The 21,721-nt window shown below is 31.3% G+C and carries 19 protein-coding genes; 4 read left to right on the top strand and 15 right to left on the bottom strand.

Annotated features, from left to right (window positions below):
- Nucleotides 1–12: 12 nt before the first annotated feature.
- The gene (gene pdxH / locus ST1E_RS02845) at nt 13–648 is read right to left on the bottom strand and encodes a pyridoxamine 5'-phosphate oxidase (RefSeq protein ID WP_015389737.1); all 636 of its coding nucleotides are present in this window, start codon (nt 646–648) and stop codon (nt 13–15) included.
- 179 nt (nt 649–827) lie between these two features.
- Here pdxH and ST1E_RS02840 point away from each other — a divergent pair, with 179 nt between their 5' ends.
- Nucleotides 828–1,610, top strand: a complete 783-nt coding sequence (locus tag ST1E_RS02840) for a tRNA threonylcarbamoyladenosine dehydratase (protein ID WP_015389736.1) — start codon at nt 828–830, stop codon at nt 1,608–1,610.
- Here the strand turns inward: ST1E_RS02840 and uvrA are convergent.
- Nucleotides 1,599–7,157, bottom strand: coding sequence for an excinuclease ABC subunit UvrA (uvrA, locus tag ST1E_RS02835; protein WP_015389735.1), 5,559 nt, complete (start codon nt 7,155–7,157; stop codon nt 1,599–1,601). The genes ST1E_RS02840 and uvrA overlap by 12 nt on opposite strands.
- A 148-nt stretch (nt 7,158–7,305) precedes the next feature.
- Between uvrA and ST1E_RS03985 the strand changes: the two genes are divergently transcribed.
- Nucleotides 7,306–7,434 (top strand): hypothetical protein, encoded by a 129-nt coding sequence (locus ST1E_RS03985; RefSeq protein WP_015389734.1) that lies wholly within the window; start codon nt 7,306–7,308, stop codon nt 7,432–7,434.
- Nucleotides 7,435–7,654: 220 nt separating this feature from the next.
- A complete protein-coding gene (gene ettA / locus ST1E_RS02830) occupies nt 7,655–9,322 on the top strand; it encodes an energy-dependent translational throttle protein EttA (RefSeq protein WP_015389733.1) in 1,668 nt (555 codons plus the stop codon).
- A 45-nt stretch (nt 9,323–9,367) separates the two neighbouring features.
- Here ettA and minE read toward each other — a convergent pair whose 3' ends face one another.
- The 13 genes from minE to ST1E_RS03935 form a co-directional block, all read right to left on the bottom strand.
- Nucleotides 9,368–9,628, bottom strand: coding sequence for a cell division topological specificity factor MinE (gene minE, locus ST1E_RS02825; protein ID WP_015389732.1), 261 nt, complete (start codon nt 9,626–9,628; stop codon nt 9,368–9,370).
- A 1-nt stretch (nt 9,629) separates the two neighbouring features.
- On the bottom strand, nt 9,630–10,445 hold the full coding sequence (minD, locus tag ST1E_RS02820; protein WP_041186020.1) for a septum site-determining protein MinD: 816 nt from the start codon (nt 10,443–10,445) through the stop codon (nt 9,630–9,632).
- A gap of 96 nt (nt 10,446–10,541) precedes the next feature.
- The gene (gene minC / locus ST1E_RS02815) at nt 10,542–11,231 is read right to left on the bottom strand and encodes a septum site-determining protein MinC (RefSeq protein WP_015389730.1); all 690 of its coding nucleotides are present in this window, start codon (nt 11,229–11,231) and stop codon (nt 10,542–10,544) included.
- Complete coding sequence (locus ST1E_RS02810) at nt 11,232–12,995, bottom strand: glutamine--tRNA ligase/YqeY domain fusion protein (protein ID WP_015389729.1); 1,764 nt, start codon at nt 12,993–12,995, stop codon at nt 11,232–11,234.
- A gap of 60 nt (nt 12,996–13,055) precedes the next feature.
- The gene (ruvB, locus tag ST1E_RS02805; protein ID WP_015389728.1) at nt 13,056–14,117 is read right to left on the bottom strand and encodes a Holliday junction branch migration DNA helicase RuvB; all 1,062 of its coding nucleotides are present in this window, start codon (nt 14,115–14,117) and stop codon (nt 13,056–13,058) included.
- Nucleotides 14,118–14,171: 54 nt separating this feature from the next.
- A complete protein-coding gene (gene ruvA, locus ST1E_RS02800; RefSeq protein ID WP_015389727.1) occupies nt 14,172–14,750 on the bottom strand; it encodes a Holliday junction branch migration protein RuvA in 579 nt (192 codons plus the stop codon).
- An 11-nt stretch (nt 14,751–14,761) separates the two neighbouring features.
- On the bottom strand, nt 14,762–15,307 hold the full coding sequence (gene ruvC / locus ST1E_RS02795; RefSeq protein ID WP_015389726.1) for a crossover junction endodeoxyribonuclease RuvC: 546 nt from the start codon (nt 15,305–15,307) through the stop codon (nt 14,762–14,764).
- Nucleotides 15,307–16,899: a bifunctional phosphoribosylaminoimidazolecarboxamide formyltransferase/IMP cyclohydrolase gene (gene purH, locus ST1E_RS02790; protein ID WP_015389725.1), complete on the bottom strand. Its 1,593-nt coding sequence runs from the start codon at nt 16,897–16,899 to the stop codon at nt 15,307–15,309. The genes ruvC and purH overlap by 1 nt, the downstream gene beginning before the upstream one ends.
- A 97-nt stretch (nt 16,900–16,996) precedes the next feature.
- Nucleotides 16,997–17,212 (bottom strand): helix-turn-helix domain-containing protein, encoded by a 216-nt coding sequence (locus ST1E_RS02785; RefSeq protein ID WP_015389724.1) that lies wholly within the window; start codon nt 17,210–17,212, stop codon nt 16,997–16,999.
- Between the two features lie 224 nt (nt 17,213–17,436).
- A complete protein-coding gene (locus ST1E_RS02780) occupies nt 17,437–18,594 on the bottom strand; it encodes an FAD-dependent monooxygenase (RefSeq protein ID WP_015389723.1) in 1,158 nt (385 codons plus the stop codon).
- 33 nt (nt 18,595–18,627) lie between these two features.
- Nucleotides 18,628–18,807, bottom strand: a complete 180-nt coding sequence (locus ST1E_RS03990; RefSeq protein WP_407636390.1) for a hypothetical protein — start codon at nt 18,805–18,807, stop codon at nt 18,628–18,630.
- 28 nt (nt 18,808–18,835) lie between these two features.
- Nucleotides 18,836–19,375: a M24 family metallopeptidase gene (locus tag ST1E_RS03940; RefSeq protein ID WP_148283601.1), complete on the bottom strand. Its 540-nt coding sequence runs from the start codon at nt 19,373–19,375 to the stop codon at nt 18,836–18,838.
- 146 nt (nt 19,376–19,521) lie between these two features.
- The gene (locus ST1E_RS03935) at nt 19,522–19,743 is read right to left on the bottom strand and encodes an aminopeptidase P N-terminal domain-containing protein (RefSeq protein ID WP_148283600.1); all 222 of its coding nucleotides are present in this window, start codon (nt 19,741–19,743) and stop codon (nt 19,522–19,524) included.
- A gap of 641 nt (nt 19,744–20,384) precedes the next feature.
- On the opposite strand from ST1E_RS03935, the gene ST1E_RS02770 reads away from it, so the two are divergent.
- Nucleotides 20,385–21,719 carry a DEAD/DEAH box helicase gene (locus tag ST1E_RS02770; protein ID WP_015389722.1) on the top strand — a complete coding sequence of 445 codons (1,335 nt, stop codon included), beginning with the start codon at nt 20,385–20,387 and terminating at the stop codon, nt 21,717–21,719.
- Nucleotides 21,720–21,721: the final 2 nt, after the last annotated feature.

Raw genomic sequence — 21,721 nt, 5'->3', positions numbered from 1 at the left:
TGCTTATTGTTTTTATGGATATAATCTTTCTATCTTCCATTTATCTTCGTAATCTTTAGTGTAAATGACTCTATCATGTAAGCGTGATGATCTACCTTGCCAGAATTCAAATAATTTAGGTTCTAGTATATAGCCTCCCCAGTATTCTGGCCTTTGTGGATTGTTGCCAAATTTTTCTTTATAGAAACTAACGCGGTTCTCCAGTTCGTTCCTGTCACTCATTACTTTGCTTTGTATAGATGCCCAGGCACCTATACGGGATTCCAATGGTCTGCTTTCATAATACAAGTCAGATTCCTTAGAGTCGTTTTTTCTTATTAATCCATCTATTCTGACTTGACGTTCTAGCTTTTGCCAGAAAAATAATAAACATGCCTTTGCATTATATTCCAAGTCTTGACCTTTACGAGAATTGTAGTTTGTGTAGAAAACAAATCCATTACTGTCAAAATCTTTTAATAATACTATTCTTGAAGAAGGTTCTTCTTTAGCATTAACAGTACTTAAAACCATAGCATTAGGGTCTGGGATTTTCTCTATTAGTGCATCATTAAACCATGATGTGAATTGATCAAAAGGTGATGATTTTAATTCTTTTTCTGTAAGATTACCTTTTTTATAGTCTTGTCGTAAATTTGATAGTAACATATGATAGCTTAATCCATTTTAAGTGTAAGAAAATAATTTTATAGCAAGATAACAATTTGTGTAATAATTATAGCGTTTTCTTGAAAAGTCTAACAATAAATAGTGAAAGTACTGTATTACTTTAGGTATTTATTGTTCATGTTATTTCAGAAAATTTTTTATTTATATCAAAAATTATTATGAATAATACAAGAATAGAAAGAAAATTTAGTGGAATCATCAAGCTGTATGGTTATGAAAATTATCAAAAACTTCAAAACTCTCATGTAGTTATTGTTGGTATAGGTGGTGTTGGTTCTTGGGCAGCAGAGGCCTTAGCAAGATCCGGTATAGGTTCTTTAACATTAGTTGATCTAGACAATATAGCCGAGTCAAATATAAATAGGCAAGTACATTCCTTAATTTCAACTATAGGAAAGTCAAAGGTCGAAGTAATGGCAGATAGGATTGCAGAAATAAATCCAGATTGTAACATTCACATAGTTGAAGATTTCTTATCTCTTGATAATATTAGCAGCACAATAAACATCAAATGTAACTCAATAATTGATTGTATTGATAATGTTAATATTAAGGTAGCGCTATCTTTGTATTCAATACAAAATAATTTGCCTTTGATAGTTTGTGGTAGCGCAGGAGGCAAGACTGATGTTTTAAAATTATTATCTGGTGATATTTCGATGGCAACTCATGATCCTATTTTATCTAAAATGAGAAACATTCTTAGACGTAGCTATGGTTTCCCTACACACATAATTAATAAAAAAAGAAAGAAATCTATACCTACTATGGGTATTACAGCTATATGGTTTAATCAACAGATAAGAATACCTTTATTAGGATGTGAAAAAGAATTTACCCATAACCTATCGTGTTCTGGATATGGGTCTATTGTTACAGTAACAGCAACAATGGGTTTTGTTAGTGCCAATATTGCTTTAAAAAACATATTAGAATGCTAAAAGGATAATACTTTTCCTACTGTTTTTTTGTAAGAAATTCTGTACAGCTTCTTGTGTTAATGTTAATTTGTAAGCTTTCTCTAATAGAGATTTGAGTGTTCCTTGAAAAACTATATTACCTCCACAAGATCCACCAGCTGGACCAACATCAACTATCCAGTCAGCACGAGATATAAAATCTAGATTGTGTTCTATCGCAACAATAGAGTTGCCGGAGTTTATGAGTTCTTGCAACATTATTGTAAGACGATCTACATCTGACATAGACAACCCAGTAGTTGGTTCGTCCATAATGTATAGCGTATGTTGCTTTATATTATTATGATTTTTATTTATTAAAGCATCATTTTTTATAAGCTCTGATATAATTTTAATCCTCTGAGATTCACCTCCTGATAATGTAGAAGATGATTGACCTATAGAAAGATATCCAAGTCCTATATCATGTAAAAATTTTAGAGGTTTATGTATTAGTGGGAAATTTGCAAAATGTTCCATGGCCTGATCTACCTCCATCATTAACGTTTCTCCTATATTTTTACCAAGAAATTCAACCATTAGTGTTTCTTTGTTGAATCTTAATCCATCACAACATTCGCACATTATCTTAACATCAGGCATGAAATTCATTTCTATTGTTTTGGTACCAAGGCCATTACATTCTTTGCACCTTCCATCTTTTGAATTAAATGAAAATCTTGAGTTGCTCCATCCTTTTATTTTTGATCCTGTAGTATTTGCAAATTTCTTGCGGATTTCATCCCAAAAGCCAATATAAGTTGCAGGACATGATCTTGGAGTTTTACCTATAGGATTCTGATCTATTGATACTATTCTATGAATGTTAGCTATTCCTTCTATACTTTCACAATTAATGAAATTTTTATTATTAATATTTTCAAGTGCATAATGTATGTTTTTAAATAAAATTTCTTGTATAAGCGTAGATTTTCCAGAGCCAGATACACCAGTCACAACACTTAAGCAGTTTAATGGGAATTTAGCACAAACACTGTTAAGGTTATGCATACTTGCATTTTTTATTTGTATAAATTTTGTTTTATTGTCTATTACTCTTCTTTCATAAAGATTATTTGTTTTGTCACTTGTTAAAAATTTAGCTGTTACTGAGTCTTTGGATTTTAATATATCACTTAATTTGCCTTGTGCTACAATTCTACCTCCCTGACGTCCTGCGCCAGGACCAATGTCGATTATATATGAAGCTTCTTTTATCATGTCGTAATCGTGTTCAACTACTATTACAGTATTACCATTATTTCTTAGAGATACTAGTGATCTTATCAATTTTTTATTATCTGTAGGGTGTAGTCCAATTGTTGGCTCATCTAGAATATAGCATGCCCCTTGGGTATTAGATCCTAGTTGTGCTGCTAAATGTACCCTTTGAGATTCTCCACCAGATAAGGTAGGTTCTGGCCTATTTAACTCTAAATAACCTAAACCCACTTCTTTCATGAAATCTAATCTGTTTGAGATTTCTTCTAAACTGCTTTTCACTATTAAAGCTTCTCTATTTGTAATTTTTATTTCTTTAAAAAAATTAATGGCCTCGTTAACCGACATAGAAAGAATATTTGCTATATTGTAACCCTGCCAAAGTACTGAAAGTGCCGCTTCATTAAGTCTTTTACCACTACATTTGTTGCATAAATTTATGTCTTCTGAGTAAAATTTATCTTTTATACTACTCCCATTAGTTATGATCCCTGTTCCTTTACAAGCAATACAATATCCGTTCTTAGAATTATGAGAAAATAATAATGGCTCTAATATCGGTAATACCTTATTACAATTAACACATGACGATTTTGAATTAAATAATTTTTCATAAACTGGTTTTTTAGATAATAGTTCTGATATGTATCTAGCATCGAATACACTATTACTTATATCGTTTATTGATACTATTTTTATAAAACCATCGCCATTATCGATAGCATAATTTACTAATTCTCTAAGCTTATCTTCCTCATTATTGTTGATTATTATATTTCCGATTAGAATATCTACCACAATAAGATTAGTGTTGGATAAAGATTCTAATTCCTGTTTAGTTATAGATTTATTATTAATAAATAAAAGTTCGATATCTTTTTTTTCTATATGTTTTCTAAAATTATTACTCTTTGTATTTATAGGTGAGAATATTATTACATTTTGTTTATAAAAATTATTTAATATTTTGGCTACAATTTGATCAACTGTATTTGTTTCAATAGTAGCATTGCATGAAGGACAGTGTTGTTCACCTAGTTTGGCATATATTAGTCTTAGAAAATTATTTATTTCTGATATATTTGAGACTGTTGATTTGTAATTCCCGAATTCTTTATGTTGTTTTATAGCTATAGTAGGCGGTAGGTTTACAACTTTACCTATGTTAGCTCTTCTTGATGGCTGAATAATTGATTTGGCATGAGCGTTTAGCGTGAGAAGATATCTTCTTTGTCCTTCATTAAACAAAATATCGAATGCAATTGTAGATTTTCCTGATCCAGAAACTCCTGTAATTACTATAAATTGATTTAATGGTATTTTGATGTCGATATTTTGTAGATTGTTCTCTTTAGCATTATATATTTCTATATATTTTTCACTTGTTAAATTATTGTTCTTTTTTTGTAGATTATTTTTACTACAAGATCTGATTTCTTTGCTATCATAAATTAGTGCTTTCCCAGTATAAGACGAGTTATTATTAGCCAGTGATTCTGGATAGCCTTCTGCTACAATGTAGCCCCCGTTATCACCACCTTCCGGGCCTAAATCTATAATCCAGTCTGATTCTCTTATAACCTCTAAATTATGTTCTATTAGTATTATGGAATATCCTATATCTATAAGTTTATGTAAAAAAACTATTAGAGCGTATATTTCATTTACATGTAAGCCTAGCGTAGGTTCATCTATTAAAAGCAGATGACTATTTTGTTTTTTTAAGTTATTATTAAACGTGTTTATAACATTGTATACTAGTTTTATTCTTCTTAATTCCCCATTAGACATAGTTGCTAATGTTTGACCTAGTTTTAGGTAATCCAGTCCTATATCAATAAGCGTGGATAGTTTACTAGTTATTCCATCAATTTTACTAAAAAAATCAATAGATTCTGCTACAGTCATATCAAGTACTTGATCTATAGATGCTCTTTTATTATTTAATTCTAGATATATTTCTAATATCTCTTTTCTAAAACGCTTTCCGCCACAGTCTTTACAGCATAAATATATATCTGGCAAGAAATACATTTCCACATACTCTAAACCACTGCCACTACAGGTTGGACACCTTCCGTGGCCACTGTTAAAACTGAATGTAATAGGAGAATATTTTCTTTTTATAGACAAGGAGGTTCGAGAGAATAGTACTCTGATTTCTTCAAATATACCAATATAGCTAGCAACATTAGATCTATTGCTTCTAATGACTGGCGAATTATCAATTAGAGTCACTTCACCTTTATAGCCATCTATCTTTTCAAATAGTTTCCTATCATCACATGACTCAGAATTCTTTTTATTGTTTATTCCATTGAATATAATTTCTTTCAAAAGTGTCGTTTTGCCTGACCCAGATACTCCTGTAATACATACTAATTTATGAAGTGGGATTTTGACGGAAATATTTTTTAAATTGTTTGCGTGGGCTTTTGATATAATTAATGCATTTCTGCTAAGATCAATAGATTTTGTATAGAGTTTTTTCTTAAACTCTAATTTATTACTTGCATATCTTGCTGTTATTGTATCGGCCTCATATAATTCGCAAGGAGATCCATCAAATATTATATTACCACCATTCCTTCCTGATCCTGGTCCTAGTTCTAATATCCTATCTGCAGATAATATTAATTGAATACTATGTTCTATAGCTACTAAGCAATTTCCATACTGATTAAGTTTTCTTATTGATCTCACTAGTCTATGTATATCTTTATGGTGTAGGCCATTAGATGGTTCATCTAGGACAAACATTGTATTTATTAATGATGATCCTAAAGCAGTGGTTAGATTTATTCTTTGAATTTCTCCTCCAGATAGAGTTTTTCCCTTACGATCAAGTGTTAGATAGCCAAGCCCAATATCTATCAAAAAATTTAATCTGGTTTCTATTTCCTGAATTGCCTGATTATCCGATTTAATTAAGTCTTGATTTTTCTTTAATGCCTGGAATAATTTTAGTGCTTCATTAACCGACATCAGTAATACATCACTTATATTTACTGTACTATCATTTTTATATACGATGGAAGATCTTTTATTAGGGAAATTATTTTGAAGATTATTTTCTGTGTTTCCAATACGCCATAGCAATGATTTATGCTTAAATCTGCTACCGTTACATTCAGGACAGACTGAATACTTTCTGTATTTTGCTAGCAAAATTCTTATGTGCATCTTGTAAGTTTTTTTTTCTAAGCTAGAGAAAAATCTTTTTATGCCATACCATTTGCCTGGAGAGTATTCTTCATTATGATCACCGTATATTACCCAGTGTTGTTGATGTTTAGGTAAGTCCTTCCAAGGTGTTGATAAAGACACAGAGGCTATATTTGCATAAGTTACAAGATCATTTTGACATGATTTAAAGGTATTAGTTTGCCAAGGTTTTATTGCTCCTTCCATTAAGGTTTTATTCTTATCTGGTATCACGCGATCAATATCAATTTCTAATATATCGCCAAAACCACTGCAACTACTACAAGCACCCAGTGGAGAACTAAAAGAAAAGTTACCAGGGGAAACATCATCATATAATAAATTACAGTTGTTGCATTTTAAGTTGCTATTGTAACGTAATGTTACTTCATTATGTTCTTGATCATAGTAATAATATATAACTACTTCTCCACTACCCATGAACATAGCTGTCTCCAGTGCTTCATAGCAGCGATTTTGATTTTCTTCGCATAAGTTTATATTGTCTTGTGTTACAAAAATAGCTCTAATGTCAGTTTTATTATTATTGATATACTCTTCTTTATATATATCGAAATATCCTTTTTTCGAAAGAGATTCTAGTACATCATTCCTTATGTTTGAAGAGACAATTATTGGAAATGTTATCTTTATTTTTTGTTTTTTTGCTTTTAGTTTTTTATTTAAATCTTCCAATATAGATTCTGGCGTATGTTTTTTTATTATTTGGTTACATTTTTCGCAAAATAAATTAGAGTTATTGGCAAATATTATTTTTAGATAATCATTAATTTCTGTAAGAGAACCTACAGTACAACGTGAATTTTTTATATGATTTTTTTGATAGATTGCTATTGCTGGTAAGGATCCGCTTATATTTTTAACATCAGGTCTATCCATTTGATTTAGAAATTGTCTTGCATACGGAGAGAAGGTTTCTATGTATTTGCGTTGTCCTTCTGCATATATAGTATCAAAAACAAGTGAGCTTTTCCCAGAGCCAGATACTCCGGTTATTATTGTAAAGTCCTCAGTTCCTATTTCTAAGCTTAAATTCTTTAGATTATTCTGCTTGGCTCCAGTAACCTTTATATAAGATTTCATGATTTGCTATTAATTGTCCTGAAAAGAAATTATATAATTACAATATCGCTGTTTATATTTTCCAATGATTTTGCAAGAGTTTTTATTGTAAACAGGTTATAATAAAAGACCAGTATTAATTACAGTTTTTATATAAAAGGAGTTTATTATGGCGGAACGTAAACGTGTAAGAAGGAATACTCTCGAGCGCCGTTGTCTGGGTAAAGCTTATAAAAGATTATTTGCAGATTTGCCAAAAAATGTTTTTAAAATGTTAGAAAAAGTAAAACGTTCTTAGCTTAGAATGCTATTTAACTAGGATGATAGATTTTTTATAAAATTGAATGATAATAATAAGTGGGTTGTTTTGTTATGACTGATTTTATTAAAAAATAGTAAATTCTCCTACTTTAAAGCATATATAACCGTTAATATGCTTTAATTTACTAATTTTAATCAGTACTTTTGTACTGAGGGTTATTGTTTAATTTTTTCTTGAAGAGTATTTATAAATAGCCATGGCAAAATACGTATATACCATGAACCGTGTAAGCAAGATTGTGCCAGTGAATAAGTATATTTTGAGAGATATTTCTCTTTCTTTTTTCCCTGGTGCTAAAATTGGAGTTCTTGGTTTAAATGGATCTGGAAAATCAACATTGTTAAGAATAATGGCAGGTGTTGATAAAGAGATAGAAGGAGAAGCTTTGGCTCTGCCAGGGCTAAAAATAGGATATCTTCCTCAAGAACCGCTGATAGATAATGAATTAACAGTTAGGGAAGCTGTAGAATTAGGGATTAATGATATTTTAAAAGCAAAAAAGCGTCTAGAATTTATATATGCTGCTTATGCTGAAGAAGATGCTGATTTTGAAAGATTAGCTTCTGAGCAAGCTGAATTAGAATCTGTTATTTCTGCCGCTTCTACCAGTGGGTTTGATGATTCTGAATTACAGATGGAAGTTGCTGCTGATGCTTTGAGAATTCCACCTTGGGAAGCAAAGATTGGTAATTTATCAGGCGGAGAAAAAAGAAGAGTTGCTTTATGCAGAATGTTGTTGTCTAAACCAGATATATTACTACTAGATGAACCTACTAATCATTTAGATGCGGAAAGTGTAGAATGGTTAGAGCATTTCTTGCATGATTTCAAAGGTACGGTTGTTGCAGTAACTCATGATCGTTATTTCTTAGACAATGTTGCTGAATGGATATTAGAACTAGATAGGGGCCATGGTATTCCTTGGAAAGGTAATTATAGTTCTTGGTTGCTTCAGAAAGAAGTTCGTTTGAAAGTAGAAGAGGGTATCGAAAGTGCTCGTCAACGAACTATAAAAAAAGAAATAGAATGGATAAATCAAAACCCTAAAGGTAGACAAGCCAAGGCTAAGGCGCGATTGAATCGCTACGAAGAATTAGCATCATATGAGTATCAGAAAAGGAACGAAACACAGGAAATATTTATTCCAACTTGCGATAGATTAGGTAATGATGTAATTGATTTTATCGACGTGAGTAAGGCTTATGAAAATAGATTATTAATAGATGATTTAAGTTTTAAAATCCCTCCAGGTGCTATAGTGGGAATAATTGGTGCTAATGGAGCTGGTAAATCTACGTTATTTCGTATGATTATTGGCTCAGAGTCTCCAGATAGAGGGAAAATTATAGTAGGTAAAACTGTAAACATGGCTTTTGTTGATCAGTCTAGAGATTCTCTAGTTAATGACAGATCTGTTTTTGAAAATATTTCAGATGGAGCTGACGTTATAAATATTGGCAAATTCTCCATGTCTTCAAGAGCATATCTTAGTCGTTTTAACTTAAAGGGAAATGATCAGAGTAAGCGGGTTAGTGATTTGTCTGGAGGTGAACGTGGACGTTTACACTTAGCTAAAACACTCCTGACCGGTGGTAATGTTTTGCTACTAGATGAACCTTCAAATGATCTTGATGTTGAAACTATTAGAGCTCTAGAGGATGCATTGTTAGAATTCCCAGGAGTTATTCTTGTAATCAGCCATGATAGATGGTTTTTAGATAGAATAGCAACTCATATTATATCGTTTGAGGGTGATTCCGAAGTTGTATTTTTCAATGGGAATTATAACGAGTACGAGAATTATAAAAAATCTAAGAATAAGAATACAAGTCCTAAAAGATTAAAGTACAAATCACTGAGATAGAAAACAACACTACTACTTTATTAGGTGTAGTAGTGTTGTTTTAAATTAAGAATTTTCTTTCTTTTGCATTTCTATTTTTACTTCTAAAACATCAAGTGACCCATGTCTTTCTACATTGACCTTAATATCATCGAGATCTATGTTTACATACTTAGATAAAACAGTAATTAATTCTTGTTGAAGTTTAGGTAAATAATCTGGTGAGTTTTTTGTAGAGCGTTCATGCGCAAGTATTATTTGTAATCTTTCTTTTGCGACTACTGCTGATTTCTTTTTTTCTCCGAGAAGAAATGATAAAAATGACATTTTATCTGCCTCCGAACAGTCGTTTAAATAGGCTAGGTTTTTCTTGCTCTGTAAATTTCATAGCAACTTCTTTGCCTAAGTAACGAGAAACTAAGTCTTCATATGCTATAGAGACATTGGTATCTTTCATATGAATAGCAGGAAGTCCTTGATTTGATGCATGTAGCACAGATTCAGATTCTGGTATTACTCCGATAAGATTTATTCTTAGTATGTCCTCAATATCTGATATAGAAAGCATTTCCCCGGTCATTACTCTTTTAGGATTATATCTAGTAATTAGTAAATATTCTTTAATAGGTTCCTCACCATTAATAGCTCTTTTAGATTTTGAAGATAAAATACCCAATATCCTGTCTGAGTCTCTAACAGAAGAGATTTCAGGATTTGTAACAATGATTGCATCATCAGCAAAATATGCCGCCATTAAAGCACCAGTCTCAATACCTGCTGGTGAATCGCATATAATATACTCAAATCCCATTTTGCTAAGGTTTTTGAGTACTAATTCAACCCCATCTTTAGTTAATGCATCTTTATCACGAGTTTGGGAAGCAGGTAAAATGAAAAGATTTTCAACTTTTTTATCTTTTATTAACGCCTGATTTAAATTTGCTTCCTCTTGCACTACATTAATAAAATCATATACAACTCTTCTTTCACAGCCCATAATTAGATCAAGATTGCGCAACCCAACGTCAAAGTCTATTACAACAGTCTTGTGACCTCGCATAGCCAGACCAGCAGAAAAACTAGCACTACTGGTGGTCTTGCCAACGCCACCCTTACCAGAAGTTACAACAACGATACGTGTCACGACTTTTACATCCTTATTAAATGTTAATGCTGCCATGATACAACAGTCTACAGTATAAGTAGATAAAGTATAAGCAGATAAAATATTTTCTAGTTTTTATAATAACTTGATTGAAATTTTCTCATTATGTAGTTTGGCAAATAGCTTTTTATTATACATGTCACCATTAATGTTATTATCGAATATTTTATATATTCCAGCAATAGCTAATAGTTCAGCATCAAATTGTGTAGTGAATATACGAGAATCAGTATTTCCGTTAGCTCCAGCTATTGCTTTGCCTCGTAGAGGTCCATAAACATGAATATTACCATCTGCTATTATTTCTGCTCCAGGACTTACTACTCCAATTACAATAAGATCGGTATTATTCGCGTATATTTTCTGTCCTGATCTTAATGGTTTATCTACCAATAATGGTTCAAATTTCCTATTTTCTATTTTTTTATTAAAATCAGAGCCACTTGAATAATTTATACTTTCTCTGTTAGATGATAAATTTATTAATCCTATATTTAGAGCTGATAATAAATTATCTCCATTTGCCAGTACTCCTAGTATATTAATATTATGTTTTTTTAGTATATCTATCAAAACATTCCAATTTAATGATTCTGTTAATAGACTAACATCGATAATAATATATTCATTTTTGAAGAAATCTCCAGAATTCTCTAAATAAGTCTTGATAGAAATATACAAATCATCATTACTATCCTGTAATATCAGTTTTGGAGCTATGATATTGGCGCTTTTACAATCTATTTTAGATGGTTTTGTTATCATTTAATTTCTTATGTAAGAGTCTTTCAAAGTCACAATTCGATTGATTATTATATTTTCATTAGTACTATCTTTATCCATAATAAAATATCCAAGCCTTTCAAATTGCCATGTTTTGATATCTCGGTTTATTGTGTTTGGTTCTAATAAAGCCCTAATAGTTTTTTTGGAGTTGGGATTTATATAATTAATAAAATTACTTCCTTCATTATCTGGAACTGGTCTATTAAAAAGATGTTCATATAGATTGATTGTTACTTCTTTAGCTTCTGTTGAGGATAACCATGTTATGGTCCCTTTAACCTTAATCTTATTAGCACCGTCAGTTCCACTTTTTGTATCTGGCAAATATTCTGCATACACTTCTATAATATTTCCATCATTATCTTTTTTGTAACCAGTACATCTAACAATATATCCATATTTTAAACGCACTAGATTTCCAGGAAATAATCGAAAATAATTCTTTTGAGGTTCCTCTTGAAAATCATCCTTGTCTATCCATAGTTCTTTATGAAAAGAGAAGTTTCGATAACCAAGATTTTTATCATGATGATTGATAGGAGCATAACAGATTTCTGAATGATCATCTGGATAGTTTGCAATTATTAATTTTAAAGGATTCAGGATTGCTATAGCTCTGGTTGCTATCATATCTAGATCATCTCTTAAAGCTTGTTCTAAAACACTATAATCAATCAAAGAATCTGATTTTGATACAGATATTCTCTCACAAAATAGTCTTATTGATCTAGGAGTATATCCTCTTCGGCGCAGGCCAAATATTGTTGGCAGCCTAGGATCATCCCATCCGTCAACGTATCCTTCTTTTACAAGAGTTAACAATTTCCTTTTGCTAGTAACTACATAGCTTAAATTTAATCTTGAAAATTCGTATTGATGAGGAAGAGGATCTTCAAAAATTCCTATTTCTTTTAATTTTTCTAGGAACCAGTCATATAATGGTCTTTGATCTTCAAATTCTAATGTACATATACTATGAGTAATACCTTCCAAAGCATCTTCGACGGGATGCGCCCAACTATACATTGGGTAAATGCACCATTGAGAACCTGTTCTATGGTGAGATGAGTGACGTATCCTATACATAACAGGATCACGCATATTTATATTTGGCGATTTCATATCTATTTTTGCGCGCAATACAAGACTACCATTTGGATATTCTTGATTCCTCATTTTTCTAAACAATATTAGAGACTCATCAGAAGGTCTATTGCGCCAAGGAGATTCTATGCCTGGATTAGTTAATGTTCCTCTATTGTCCTTAATTTCATTTTCATTTTGTTCATCAATATAAGCATAGTTATTTTTTATTAATTCTTCTGCAAACTCATACATATAATTGAAATAATCACTTGCAAAGTATAAATTATTCTGATTATCACTGCTCCATTTAAAACCTAGCCATTTAACCGCCTCTATTATTGATTCTACATATTCATTATTTTCTTTATCAGGATTAGTATCATCAAATCTCAAATGACAAGATCCGTTATATTGTTCTGCTAATCCAAAATTTATACATATACTTTTTGCATGTCCTATATGTAAATAACCATTAGGTTCTGGAGGGAACCTTGTTCTGATTGATGAAGAATCAATTTTATTGATATTTTTTTGTAAACTATTTGGCCCAGGTATCCCTGACCATAGTCTTTTATCTAGTTTTCCTGAATTAATATCTTCTTCTATTATTCGACGCAAAAAATTCTGCGATGACATGTTATTTTCAATAGTAGTCATTTATTTAAATTTTATTAATTAGTAGTTAAGTTTGGTTAAGATTTACTGTTAAATGCTTAGTTAAAATATATTTTTTTGCTGAGAAGGGTTTAGCTGATGTAGTCCTAAATGATTCCAAGTTATGGATGTTGCTATCCTGCCACGTGGTGTTCTTTGTATATATCCATGTTGTATTAGATAAGGTTCTATGACATCTTCTATAGTATCTTTTTCTTCTCCTATAGATGCTGCAATACTGTCAATTCCGACAGGTCCTCCGTCAAATTTATAAACGATAGCTTCCAATAGTTTTCTATCCATAAGATCTAGTCCATTTGGATCAACTTCTAACATTGATAAAGCCTGGCTTGCCACAACATTATTTATAATACCTTCTGCTTTAACTTCAGCATAATCACGTACACGCCTTAACAGTCTATTTGCTATTCTTGGTGTACCTCGTGATCTTCGAGCAATTTCTTCCGACCCCTCCATGGTAACATTTGTTTTCAATAACTTAGCACTTCTAGAAATAATACTAGAAAGATCTTCTGGAGTATAAAACTCAAGTCTTGATACAATTCCGAATCTATCTCTCAGAGGATTTGTTAGCATGCCTGCTCTAGTGGTAGCTCCTATTAATGTAAATGGTTGAAGATCTAATTTAACACTTCTTGCAGATGGTCCTTCACCTATTAGAATATCTATTTGAAAGTCTTCTAAAGCAGGATAAAGAATTTCTTCTACAACTGAAGATAGCCTATGTATTTCATCAATAAATAAAACATCATTCTTCTCCATGTTTGTTAGTATTGCTGCTAGGTCTCCTGGTCTTTCCAACACAGGACCAGAAGTCTGCCTTAGCGTAGCTCCCATCTCATGTGCTATTATATGCGCAAGGGTAGTTTTCCCTAATCCAGGCGGTCCAAATAATAATGTGTGATCCAATGATTCTTTTCTATTGCGAGCAGCTTTTATAAATATTTCCAATTGATCGCAAGTTCTTCTTTGACCAATATATTCATAGAAATTTTTTGGTCTTAGTGCGCGCTCAATAGATTCTTCGCCACTAGGCGCTGTGGGCTCCAGTATTTTACTGTGCGTTTTAGTAGTATGAGCAAGATAGTCGGGCTTAATTGCCATGTTTAGTAATTAAAAATATCTATGGATTATAATGTGCTTTCATTCTAGACTGGATCAACCAGAGCTTAGTAATTTCAGCGCGTATTTTATGCTTTCAGATATAGTAAGATTCTCTGGAACAAAATTAATTATCTTCATTGTTTCTTTATATGAATATCCTAATGACACTAGTGCATTAATAAGGTCAGAATGATGTTGAGGAGGTGTTTGTAACGAGCTCATCCCAGGTTCTGATTTTATTTTATTCTTAAGTTCTAGAAGCAAACGCTCTGCTGTTCTTTGTCCTATACCTGGAACTTTAGTCAAAATTGATGGATCTTGCATCACTATAGAATTTAATAATTCGTCAACTGATAGGGTAGATAGAACTGATAAAGCAGTGCGAGCTCCTATTCCAGCTGTTTTAATTAGAAGACGAAAAGTATTCCTAGTACTATGATCGTTAAAGCCAAATAATATATGGGCATCCTCACGTATTAATAGGTGGGTGAATAAGGTTAATTTTTCATTAATATCTGGAAGAGAATTAATAGTGTTAGCAGTTGTTTCTATTTCATAACATATACCATTAACATCTATACAAATACTATTTGTGCTTTTGTCTAATAACTTGCCTGTGATTCTTTCTATCATATTGATATTTTTTAAATTAATCTTCCGTTTTTAATTGTTTTATCTTTATCATTAATATCCTTGTATTGTGAATTATTTGTAATTTTTCTAAATTGGTTTATGTTTGAGTGGCATAGAGCACATGATAGAGCATCAGCCGAATCAGGAGAAGGTAGTCCATTTAGAGATAGTAATCGTTGAACCATCATCTGAACTTGATTTTTCGCAGCTCTACCTGTTCCAACAACAGCTTTTTTTATTTGTAATGCAGTATATTCATAAACTTTTATATCATTATTAGCTATTGCACACAAAGCAGCACCTCTAGCCTGGCCTAGTAAAAGTGTTGTAGCTGGATTGGTATTCATGAAAATTATTTCCATAGCTGCTACTAAAGGATTGGTTTCCTCGATAACTTGATTCAAGTTATCGAAAATCACCTTAAGTCTTTCAGCTAGAGGTATATTAGTTGGTACTATTATGGTGCCACTAGTTATATACCTTACGCTTTGACCATTTTGATCTATTATACCAAACCCTGTTCTTCTAAGACCAGGATCAATACCAATAACTCTCATTAATGACGAAAATGCCTTATTCCAGTCATAGCCATGACTATACCATGTTCATTAGCAGCATCTATAACCTCATCATCTCTTACACTGCCGCCTGGTTGTATTACACAAGTACTACCTGATGCCACTATCACATCCAATCCATCACGAAAAGGAAAAAATGCATCTGAAGCTACAACAGAGTTTTTTAGATCTAATTTTGAATTAACTGCTTTTATAGATGCTATGCGAGCAGAATCTACACGACTCATTTGCCCAGCCCCGATACCTAATGTCATGCCTTTACTAGCAAAAACAATTGCATTTGATTTGACAAATTTCGCCACATTCCAGGCAAATACTAAGTCATCAATTTCTTCTTTTGTTGGTTTTCTTTTAGTAACAATGTTAATATCATCTATAAACAAATCATGACTATCAGGTGTCTGTAGCAACCATCCCCCACCAATCCTCTTTGCATCGAAATTATTTGTACTATTACCTATTGGTACTTTCAAAACTCTTATGTTTTGTTTTAATGATAATTCATTTATAGCATCATTATCAAAATCTGGGGCCAATAATACTTCTAAAAATTGATTGTTGATTACTTTTCTAGCAGTTTCTAGGTCAACTTTTTTATTAAATGCTACTATGCCTCCAAAAGCAGATGTTGGATCTGTTTTAAATGCTTTGTTATAAGCCTCTATTATATTATGACTAATAGCAACCCCACATGGATTTGCATGTTTCACAATTACACAAGCAGGTTTATCGAAGCTTCGAACACACTCCCATGCTGCATCTGCATCGGAAATATTATTAAAGGATAGCTCCTTGCCTTGTATTTGTTGATAATTACTTAGCAATCCTTGGCCAACATTTTCTTCAACATAGAATGATGCAGTTTGATGAGGGTTTTCCCCATATCTTAATGATTGTTGTTTTCTTGCTTGTATTGTTATAATTTCTGGCCATTTTTGTCTATTAGGAGCTTTATCATGTTTTGGTGTTTTCTCTGATAAGCTACTTAGATAGTTTGTTATCGATCCATCATATGCCGAAGTATGTGCAAAGGCTTTTGTAGCCAAAGCCAGACGTAGTTCATATGAAGTATTGCCTTTTTTGTCTATTTCATTAATTACTCTATCATAATCACTTGGATCAACTATTACTGTTACACCACCAATATCATTCCCATGATTTTTAGATGCAGCACGTAGCATTGCTGGACCACCAATGTCAATATTTTCTATTGCATTTGAGAACGAGCACCCTTCTTTGGATATAGCTTCATTGAATGGATACAGATTAACAGCAAGAATATCTATTTTACTTATACCATATTCTTTAATAGTATTGATATGTTCTTCTTTATCACGCCTAGCTAATAATCCACCATGAATCTTAGGATGCAGTGTTTTAACCCGACCATCTAAAATTTCGGGGAATCCTGTATATTCAGATACTTCTATAACTTCTAATCCAGCATCTCTTAATGTTTTGGATGTGCCTCCGGTTGAGAATACACGAATATTCCTAGATATTAAAGATTTAGCAAATTCAACGACTCCTGTTTTATTAGAAACAGATATAAGGGCAGTTTCAATTTTCATAGTATAGTGTCAAGTAGATTTAATAGAATAATTTCTCATGAGCTATAGTAACGCCCATAGAGATACTGAAAAAATTATATTTTTATTTGATGCAGAATTAATTTTTCCTTAAAGTACTCCTAGTAATTCCAAGCATCTTGGCTGCTTTAGATTGATTATTGTTAGATTTTTGTAAGACTACTTCTATAACTGGCTTTTCTACACATAAGATAACCATTTTTAACAAATCATTAGGTTTAGAGTCCCCCAAGTCACTCATATAGCGTGCTAAGCTTATACGTACACATTCTTCAAAAACATCTTGTTTATTCATTTAGTAAAAATTATGGTTAATATTACTGGCATTGGTCCTTAAGATTACAAATTATATTTGCCTTGCTAGTATACTTTATATTATCTTATTTTTAACGTGAGTAATTTATTGATTTAGTTAACAATAAAAACTTTCAATACTTAAACTACCATGTACAGAATATATCATATTTTAAATAATATATTTTCGCTGTAATAACTTAATAAATAATTCCAGTTAGCTAATTATATTTTTATACCCATTATAAGTTGCCTTATAATGGATCTTTTTAGAGGTTTTATTAAATCAATTACGGATAGTGAAATGCCAAACATTTTTTGTATTAAACTTATTCTGCTACTAAAGATATTAGTCAATATATCAGTAATACCTATTGTTACAATTCTATCTGGGAATCTTTGGTTATTAAATTTATTTAATATGGTAATAGTTTCTGCTTGATTATCTAGCCATCTATCAATACTTCTAGCGAGACATCCGACATCTCTTAGTCCCAAATTTAACCCTTGTCCTCCGATAGGATGTATAGTTTGAGCCGCATTCCCTATAGTAACTAAATTTAGATCATTTAGACTTTTCTTTATCTTTAAGGATAATGGTATAGTGTTTCTCTCGAAATCAGCTGATACATCCCCCAATAATCCTCCAAGGAATTTCTTTATTGATATTGAAAATTCTTTATGTGTCATATTATTTAAACATTCTATGTTTTTTATTTTGTCACACCAAACCACTGAATAGAGATCTAAATTTTGTGGTGTTGGTAATAGAGCTATGCAGCCAGTATCAGTAAAACGTTCCCATGCCCATCTGTTTTCATGATTATCTGATCTAACCTTGATCGTTGTTAATAAGGCTCTTTGATAGTATTTTTTCTCAATGTCATTACAGTTTATTCCATTAGCTTGTACTACAATTGTAGATTTTAATAATAACCCGTCTACTTGTGCTTGATATAGACCATTTCTTTTAATAATATCAATGTTATCACCATGTACCAGTGATACGCCACTTTCTATTACTAATTTATCTAGTGTTTTTTGAAGATTATCATAGCTAACTATACTTCCTAGTTGATCTACATTGATATCTGTATTTTTTAATAGTAATTTGCCAAATTTATTAAATTTAGAGATATGTACTGTTTTTATAACAGATGCTTCTTTTGGCCAAGCATCTATGCTCTCCAACAATAACTTGCTATCGTAGCTTAGAGCTAGGACATCTGGTATATTTTTTTTCTTAATTGGTTCATGTTTAATTTCAATCTTCTGTATTAAAGCTATTCTGGATGGATTTTTTGTTAATCTAGATAGCAATACAGCTAATGTGCTTCCAGTAATGCCAGATCCTACTATTGCTATGTCAAATTCTTTGTTCATTTTAGTTCTGAAAGTGTAGTTTTTGTGTAATTTCTAGCCATGCATTATGTTTTCTATTGAAACTGGATTAACTGGAGCGTTTTGTGAAATAATCTCGTTTCCTTCATTGTTTACTAATATAGTATCTTCTATTTTAATGCCTATATTCCAAAATATACTAGGTATTTTATCAGATGGCCTTATGTATATTCCAGGTTCTATTGTTAACAACATACCGGGATCTAATATTATCAATATTTTACTATCTCCATTTGATTTGTATAGATAGATTGCCAACATCATGTACATCTATACCTATCCAATGACTTGTACTGTGAGGGAAGATGTTTTTATATTCTTCTGTTTCTATGATTTCATCTAATCCCCCATTAAGAATTTTTTCATCAATTAATCCTTGAACTATAATTTTTAATGCTTCCTCATGAGGTTGTCTGAAATTATTTCCAGCTATAGCTTTCTCTATGGCTGCCTTTTGGGCTTCTAGTACTATTTCATATAGATTAAGTTGACACGAGCTAAATTTTCCATTAGCAGGGAATGTTCTGGTAATATCTGAAGCATAATTATCTAATTCACAGCCAGCATCAATCAGAACTAGATCTCCATTTCTAACAATTGAGTTATTTTTTGAATAATGTAGAGCACATGAATTTTCCGCTGAGACAACAATTGACTTATAAGATACTTCCCTGGCTCCATTCTTATTAAATTCATAAAGTAATTTAGCTTCTAGCTCATATTCATACATACCTACAGTACTGTAAAATTTCTTTGTGTGCATTTGCAGAAATTTTAGCAGATTGTTTCATTTTCTTTATCTCACTACTATCCTTGATCAATCTCATTTCAGATAGTGTATGCCTTATATCCATTAAGTTAATATATTTATTATTATTTTTTTGAGTGTTTTTTAAGACAAGAAAAAATTTAATTTTTTCCCACATAAAGACGACTTATCTCTAAAAATATTGATTTACATTCTTTTAGTAATTTAGGAAGAATATTTTCAAAATCATTTATGGAATATGCATGATTAAAATCAAATAATTGTTTTGTGGCTTCTGATCCAATTACTGATCCTTCACATAATTCTTTGTGCTTATCATTTGGCATACAGAAAAGTATACCCTTATCTGTATTTATTATCATGATTAAGCATGAATTTGGCTCATTGAATTCTGTTAAGCAAGTTAGATTGGTAATGGTAATATATATTACTATTTCGTATGTGTTCTGTGGAATTTGGTATAATGGCTACAGTATTTCCGTAATTCTGTAGTAATTTTTTAAAACTGCTTCTACGTTTGATAAACTGATACGAGTCACACATACATTAATTAAATCAAGTTATAAATATAGTCATTATGATAAACAGTCATGATTTATATGGCAAAATTTTAAACATCTAATTCTATTGCTACAAGGCTTATTGAAATTAATAACTATCTATCAACATTGAATTGTAATATTCAACCTGTTTTTTAATCAATAGTGTTTCATAGTAGTGATTTGTTGTTTTTCCTTAACAATTTTAATTTGTTATCATGTTTATGATCAAATTAAATATAATAATTTTCTATTTGTTTTTTTAGAATCATATAATTTAGTTATGTGAACTGAATTATATGATTTATTCAAATTAACTATACATTAGCTAGCTATTTTAAATTTTTTCATATTATTGAATAAGGTTTGCTTGTAGAAGCATATTTTGTTTGTATGCATTATGATGATGCATCATAGCAACTGTTTATAATTTTTATTATTTTGTTTATATATTAAGTATTTTAATGAATCAAATTAGTATTTTTGATAAAGATGTGCAATTAAACTCATTTAGGAGTTTTGGATTAGATAATTCTATATTGAGAGTTCTTGATGAGATAGGTTATATAAAACCAACTTTAATTCAGGAATCTGCTATTCCTAATATTCTATCAGGTTCTGACTTTATTGGTGCGGCTCAAACGGGAACTGGGAAAACGGCGGCTTTTGTTTTACCAATAATTAATAGACTAATACCTTTTGCAAACAATAGTGTTTCTCCAGCGCGTCATTTATTACGCTCGCTCATATTAGTTCCTACTAGAGAGTTGGCTGACCAAGTTTATGAATGTGTAAAACTTTATAGCAAGAATACTGAGTTACGTAGCTTAGTATTGTTTGGAGGAGTTGATCTGGAGCAACAAAAAGTTTTGTTGCATAGAGGATGTGAAATATTGATAGCAACTCCTGGAAGATTAATTGCGCATATGAGCCAGAAGAATGTTTCTTTAATTAATGTTGACATATTGGTTTTAGATGAAGCAGATCGTATGCTTGATATGGGGTTCATGCCAGATGTTGACAGAATAGTTGGAATGCTCCCTAGGAAAAGACAAAGTCTATTGTTTTCTGCTACATTTAATGAAGATGTGCGCAAATTAGTTTTAACATATTTAAAAAACCCAGTCGAGGCTGATGTTACTGTTCCAAATTCTATAGCAGATACAGTTAAGCAGATTTCTTATAAAATAGCTAATAATGATAAATATGCAGCCATACTATTCTTAATACATAGTGTCAAAATGAAACATGCTATAGTGTTTACTAATACTAAGATTGCTACAAACAAGTTAGCTAGCTATTTAATATCGAATAATGTCAGAGCTGATTCTATTCATGGAGATAAAAATCAAAAAGAGAGAATAAGAATTCTTAACGATTTTAAATTAGGTGAATTAGATATTTTGGTTGCTACTGATGTTGTTGCTCGCGGATTAGATATAGCTTGTATTTCTTGTGTCATAAATTTCGATATACCTCATAATCCTGAAGACTATGTTCATAGAATAGGTCGTACAGGAAGAGCTAACAAGGAAGGGAGTGCTATTTCTTTATACTATCCAGAAGAAGAGATTCATTTATTAGGAATAGAAAAGTTCACTAGAAGCATTATACCCAGGTTAGATCTTTTTTATAATAGTAAGAATATCTCTAATAATAGATATGCGAAGCCAATTATTCTTGATGTTAACGAAACAAAAAAAATCGGCCTTTCGCATGATTATAATAAGTCAGATGTTCATGCCACTAAGAATGCAAATAAAATAGCATTACTACTTGGAGGAACTGGGAGGTTATAAAT

Origin of the sequence: Candidatus Kinetoplastibacterium galatii TCC219, assembly GCF_000340905.1 — a bacterium.
Lineage (GTDB): Bacteria > Pseudomonadota > Gammaproteobacteria > Burkholderiales > Burkholderiaceae_B > Kinetoplastidibacterium > Kinetoplastidibacterium galati.
This window is presented reverse-complemented; position numbering and strand designations above follow the sequence as displayed.

Bases quoted from the DNA above. Each gene is read 5' to 3' on its own strand.
- ST1E_RS03935 (WP_148283600.1), bottom strand. From the start codon at position 19,743: ATGATAATAAATACAGATAAGGGTATACTTTTCTGTATGCCAAATGAT.
- ST1E_RS02810 (WP_015389729.1), bottom strand. From the start codon at position 12,995: ATGACTACTATTGAAAATAACATGTCATCGCAGAATTTTTTGCGTCGA.
- ruvA (WP_015389727.1), bottom strand. From the start codon at position 14,750: ATGATAGAAAGAATCACAGGCAAGTTATTAGACAAAAGCACAAATAGT.
- ST1E_RS02780 (WP_015389723.1), bottom strand. From the start codon at position 18,594: ATGAACAAAGAATTTGACATAGCAATAGTAGGATCTGGCATTACTGGA.
- ST1E_RS02840 (WP_015389736.1), top strand. From the start codon at position 828: ATGAATAATACAAGAATAGAAAGAAAATTTAGTGGAATCATCAAGCTG.
- ST1E_RS03985 (WP_015389734.1), top strand. From the start codon at position 7,306: ATGGCGGAACGTAAACGTGTAAGAAGGAATACTCTCGAGCGCCGTTGT.
- ST1E_RS03990 (WP_407636390.1), bottom strand. From the start codon at position 18,807: ATGTTGTTAACAATAGAACCTGGAATATACATAAGGCCATCTGATAAA.
- minC (WP_015389730.1), bottom strand. From the start codon at position 11,231: ATGATAACAAAACCATCTAAAATAGATTGTAAAAGCGCCAATATCATA.
- purH (WP_015389725.1), bottom strand. From the start codon at position 16,899: ATGAAAATTGAAACTGCCCTTATATCTGTTTCTAATAAAACAGGAGTC.
- ruvC (WP_015389726.1), bottom strand. From the start codon at position 15,307: ATGAGAGTTATTGGTATTGATCCTGGTCTTAGAAGAACAGGGTTTGGT.
- ST1E_RS02770 (WP_015389722.1), top strand. From the start codon at position 20,385: ATGAATCAAATTAGTATTTTTGATAAAGATGTGCAATTAAACTCATTT.
- ST1E_RS03940 (WP_148283601.1), bottom strand. From the start codon at position 19,375: ATGCACACAAAGAAATTTTACAGTACTGTAGGTATGTATGAATATGAG.
- ettA (WP_015389733.1), top strand. From the start codon at position 7,655: ATGGCAAAATACGTATATACCATGAACCGTGTAAGCAAGATTGTGCCA.
- uvrA (WP_015389735.1), bottom strand. From the start codon at position 7,157: ATGAAATCTTATATAAAGGTTACTGGAGCCAAGCAGAATAATCTAAAG.
- pdxH (WP_015389737.1), bottom strand. From the start codon at position 648: ATGTTACTATCAAATTTACGACAAGACTATAAAAAAGGTAATCTTACA.
- ruvB (WP_015389728.1), bottom strand. From the start codon at position 14,117: ATGGCAATTAAGCCCGACTATCTTGCTCATACTACTAAAACGCACAGT.
- ST1E_RS02785 (WP_015389724.1), bottom strand. From the start codon at position 17,212: ATGAATAAACAAGATGTTTTTGAAGAATGTGTACGTATAAGCTTAGCA.
- minE (WP_015389732.1), bottom strand. From the start codon at position 9,628: ATGTCATTTTTATCATTTCTTCTCGGAGAAAAAAAGAAATCAGCAGTA.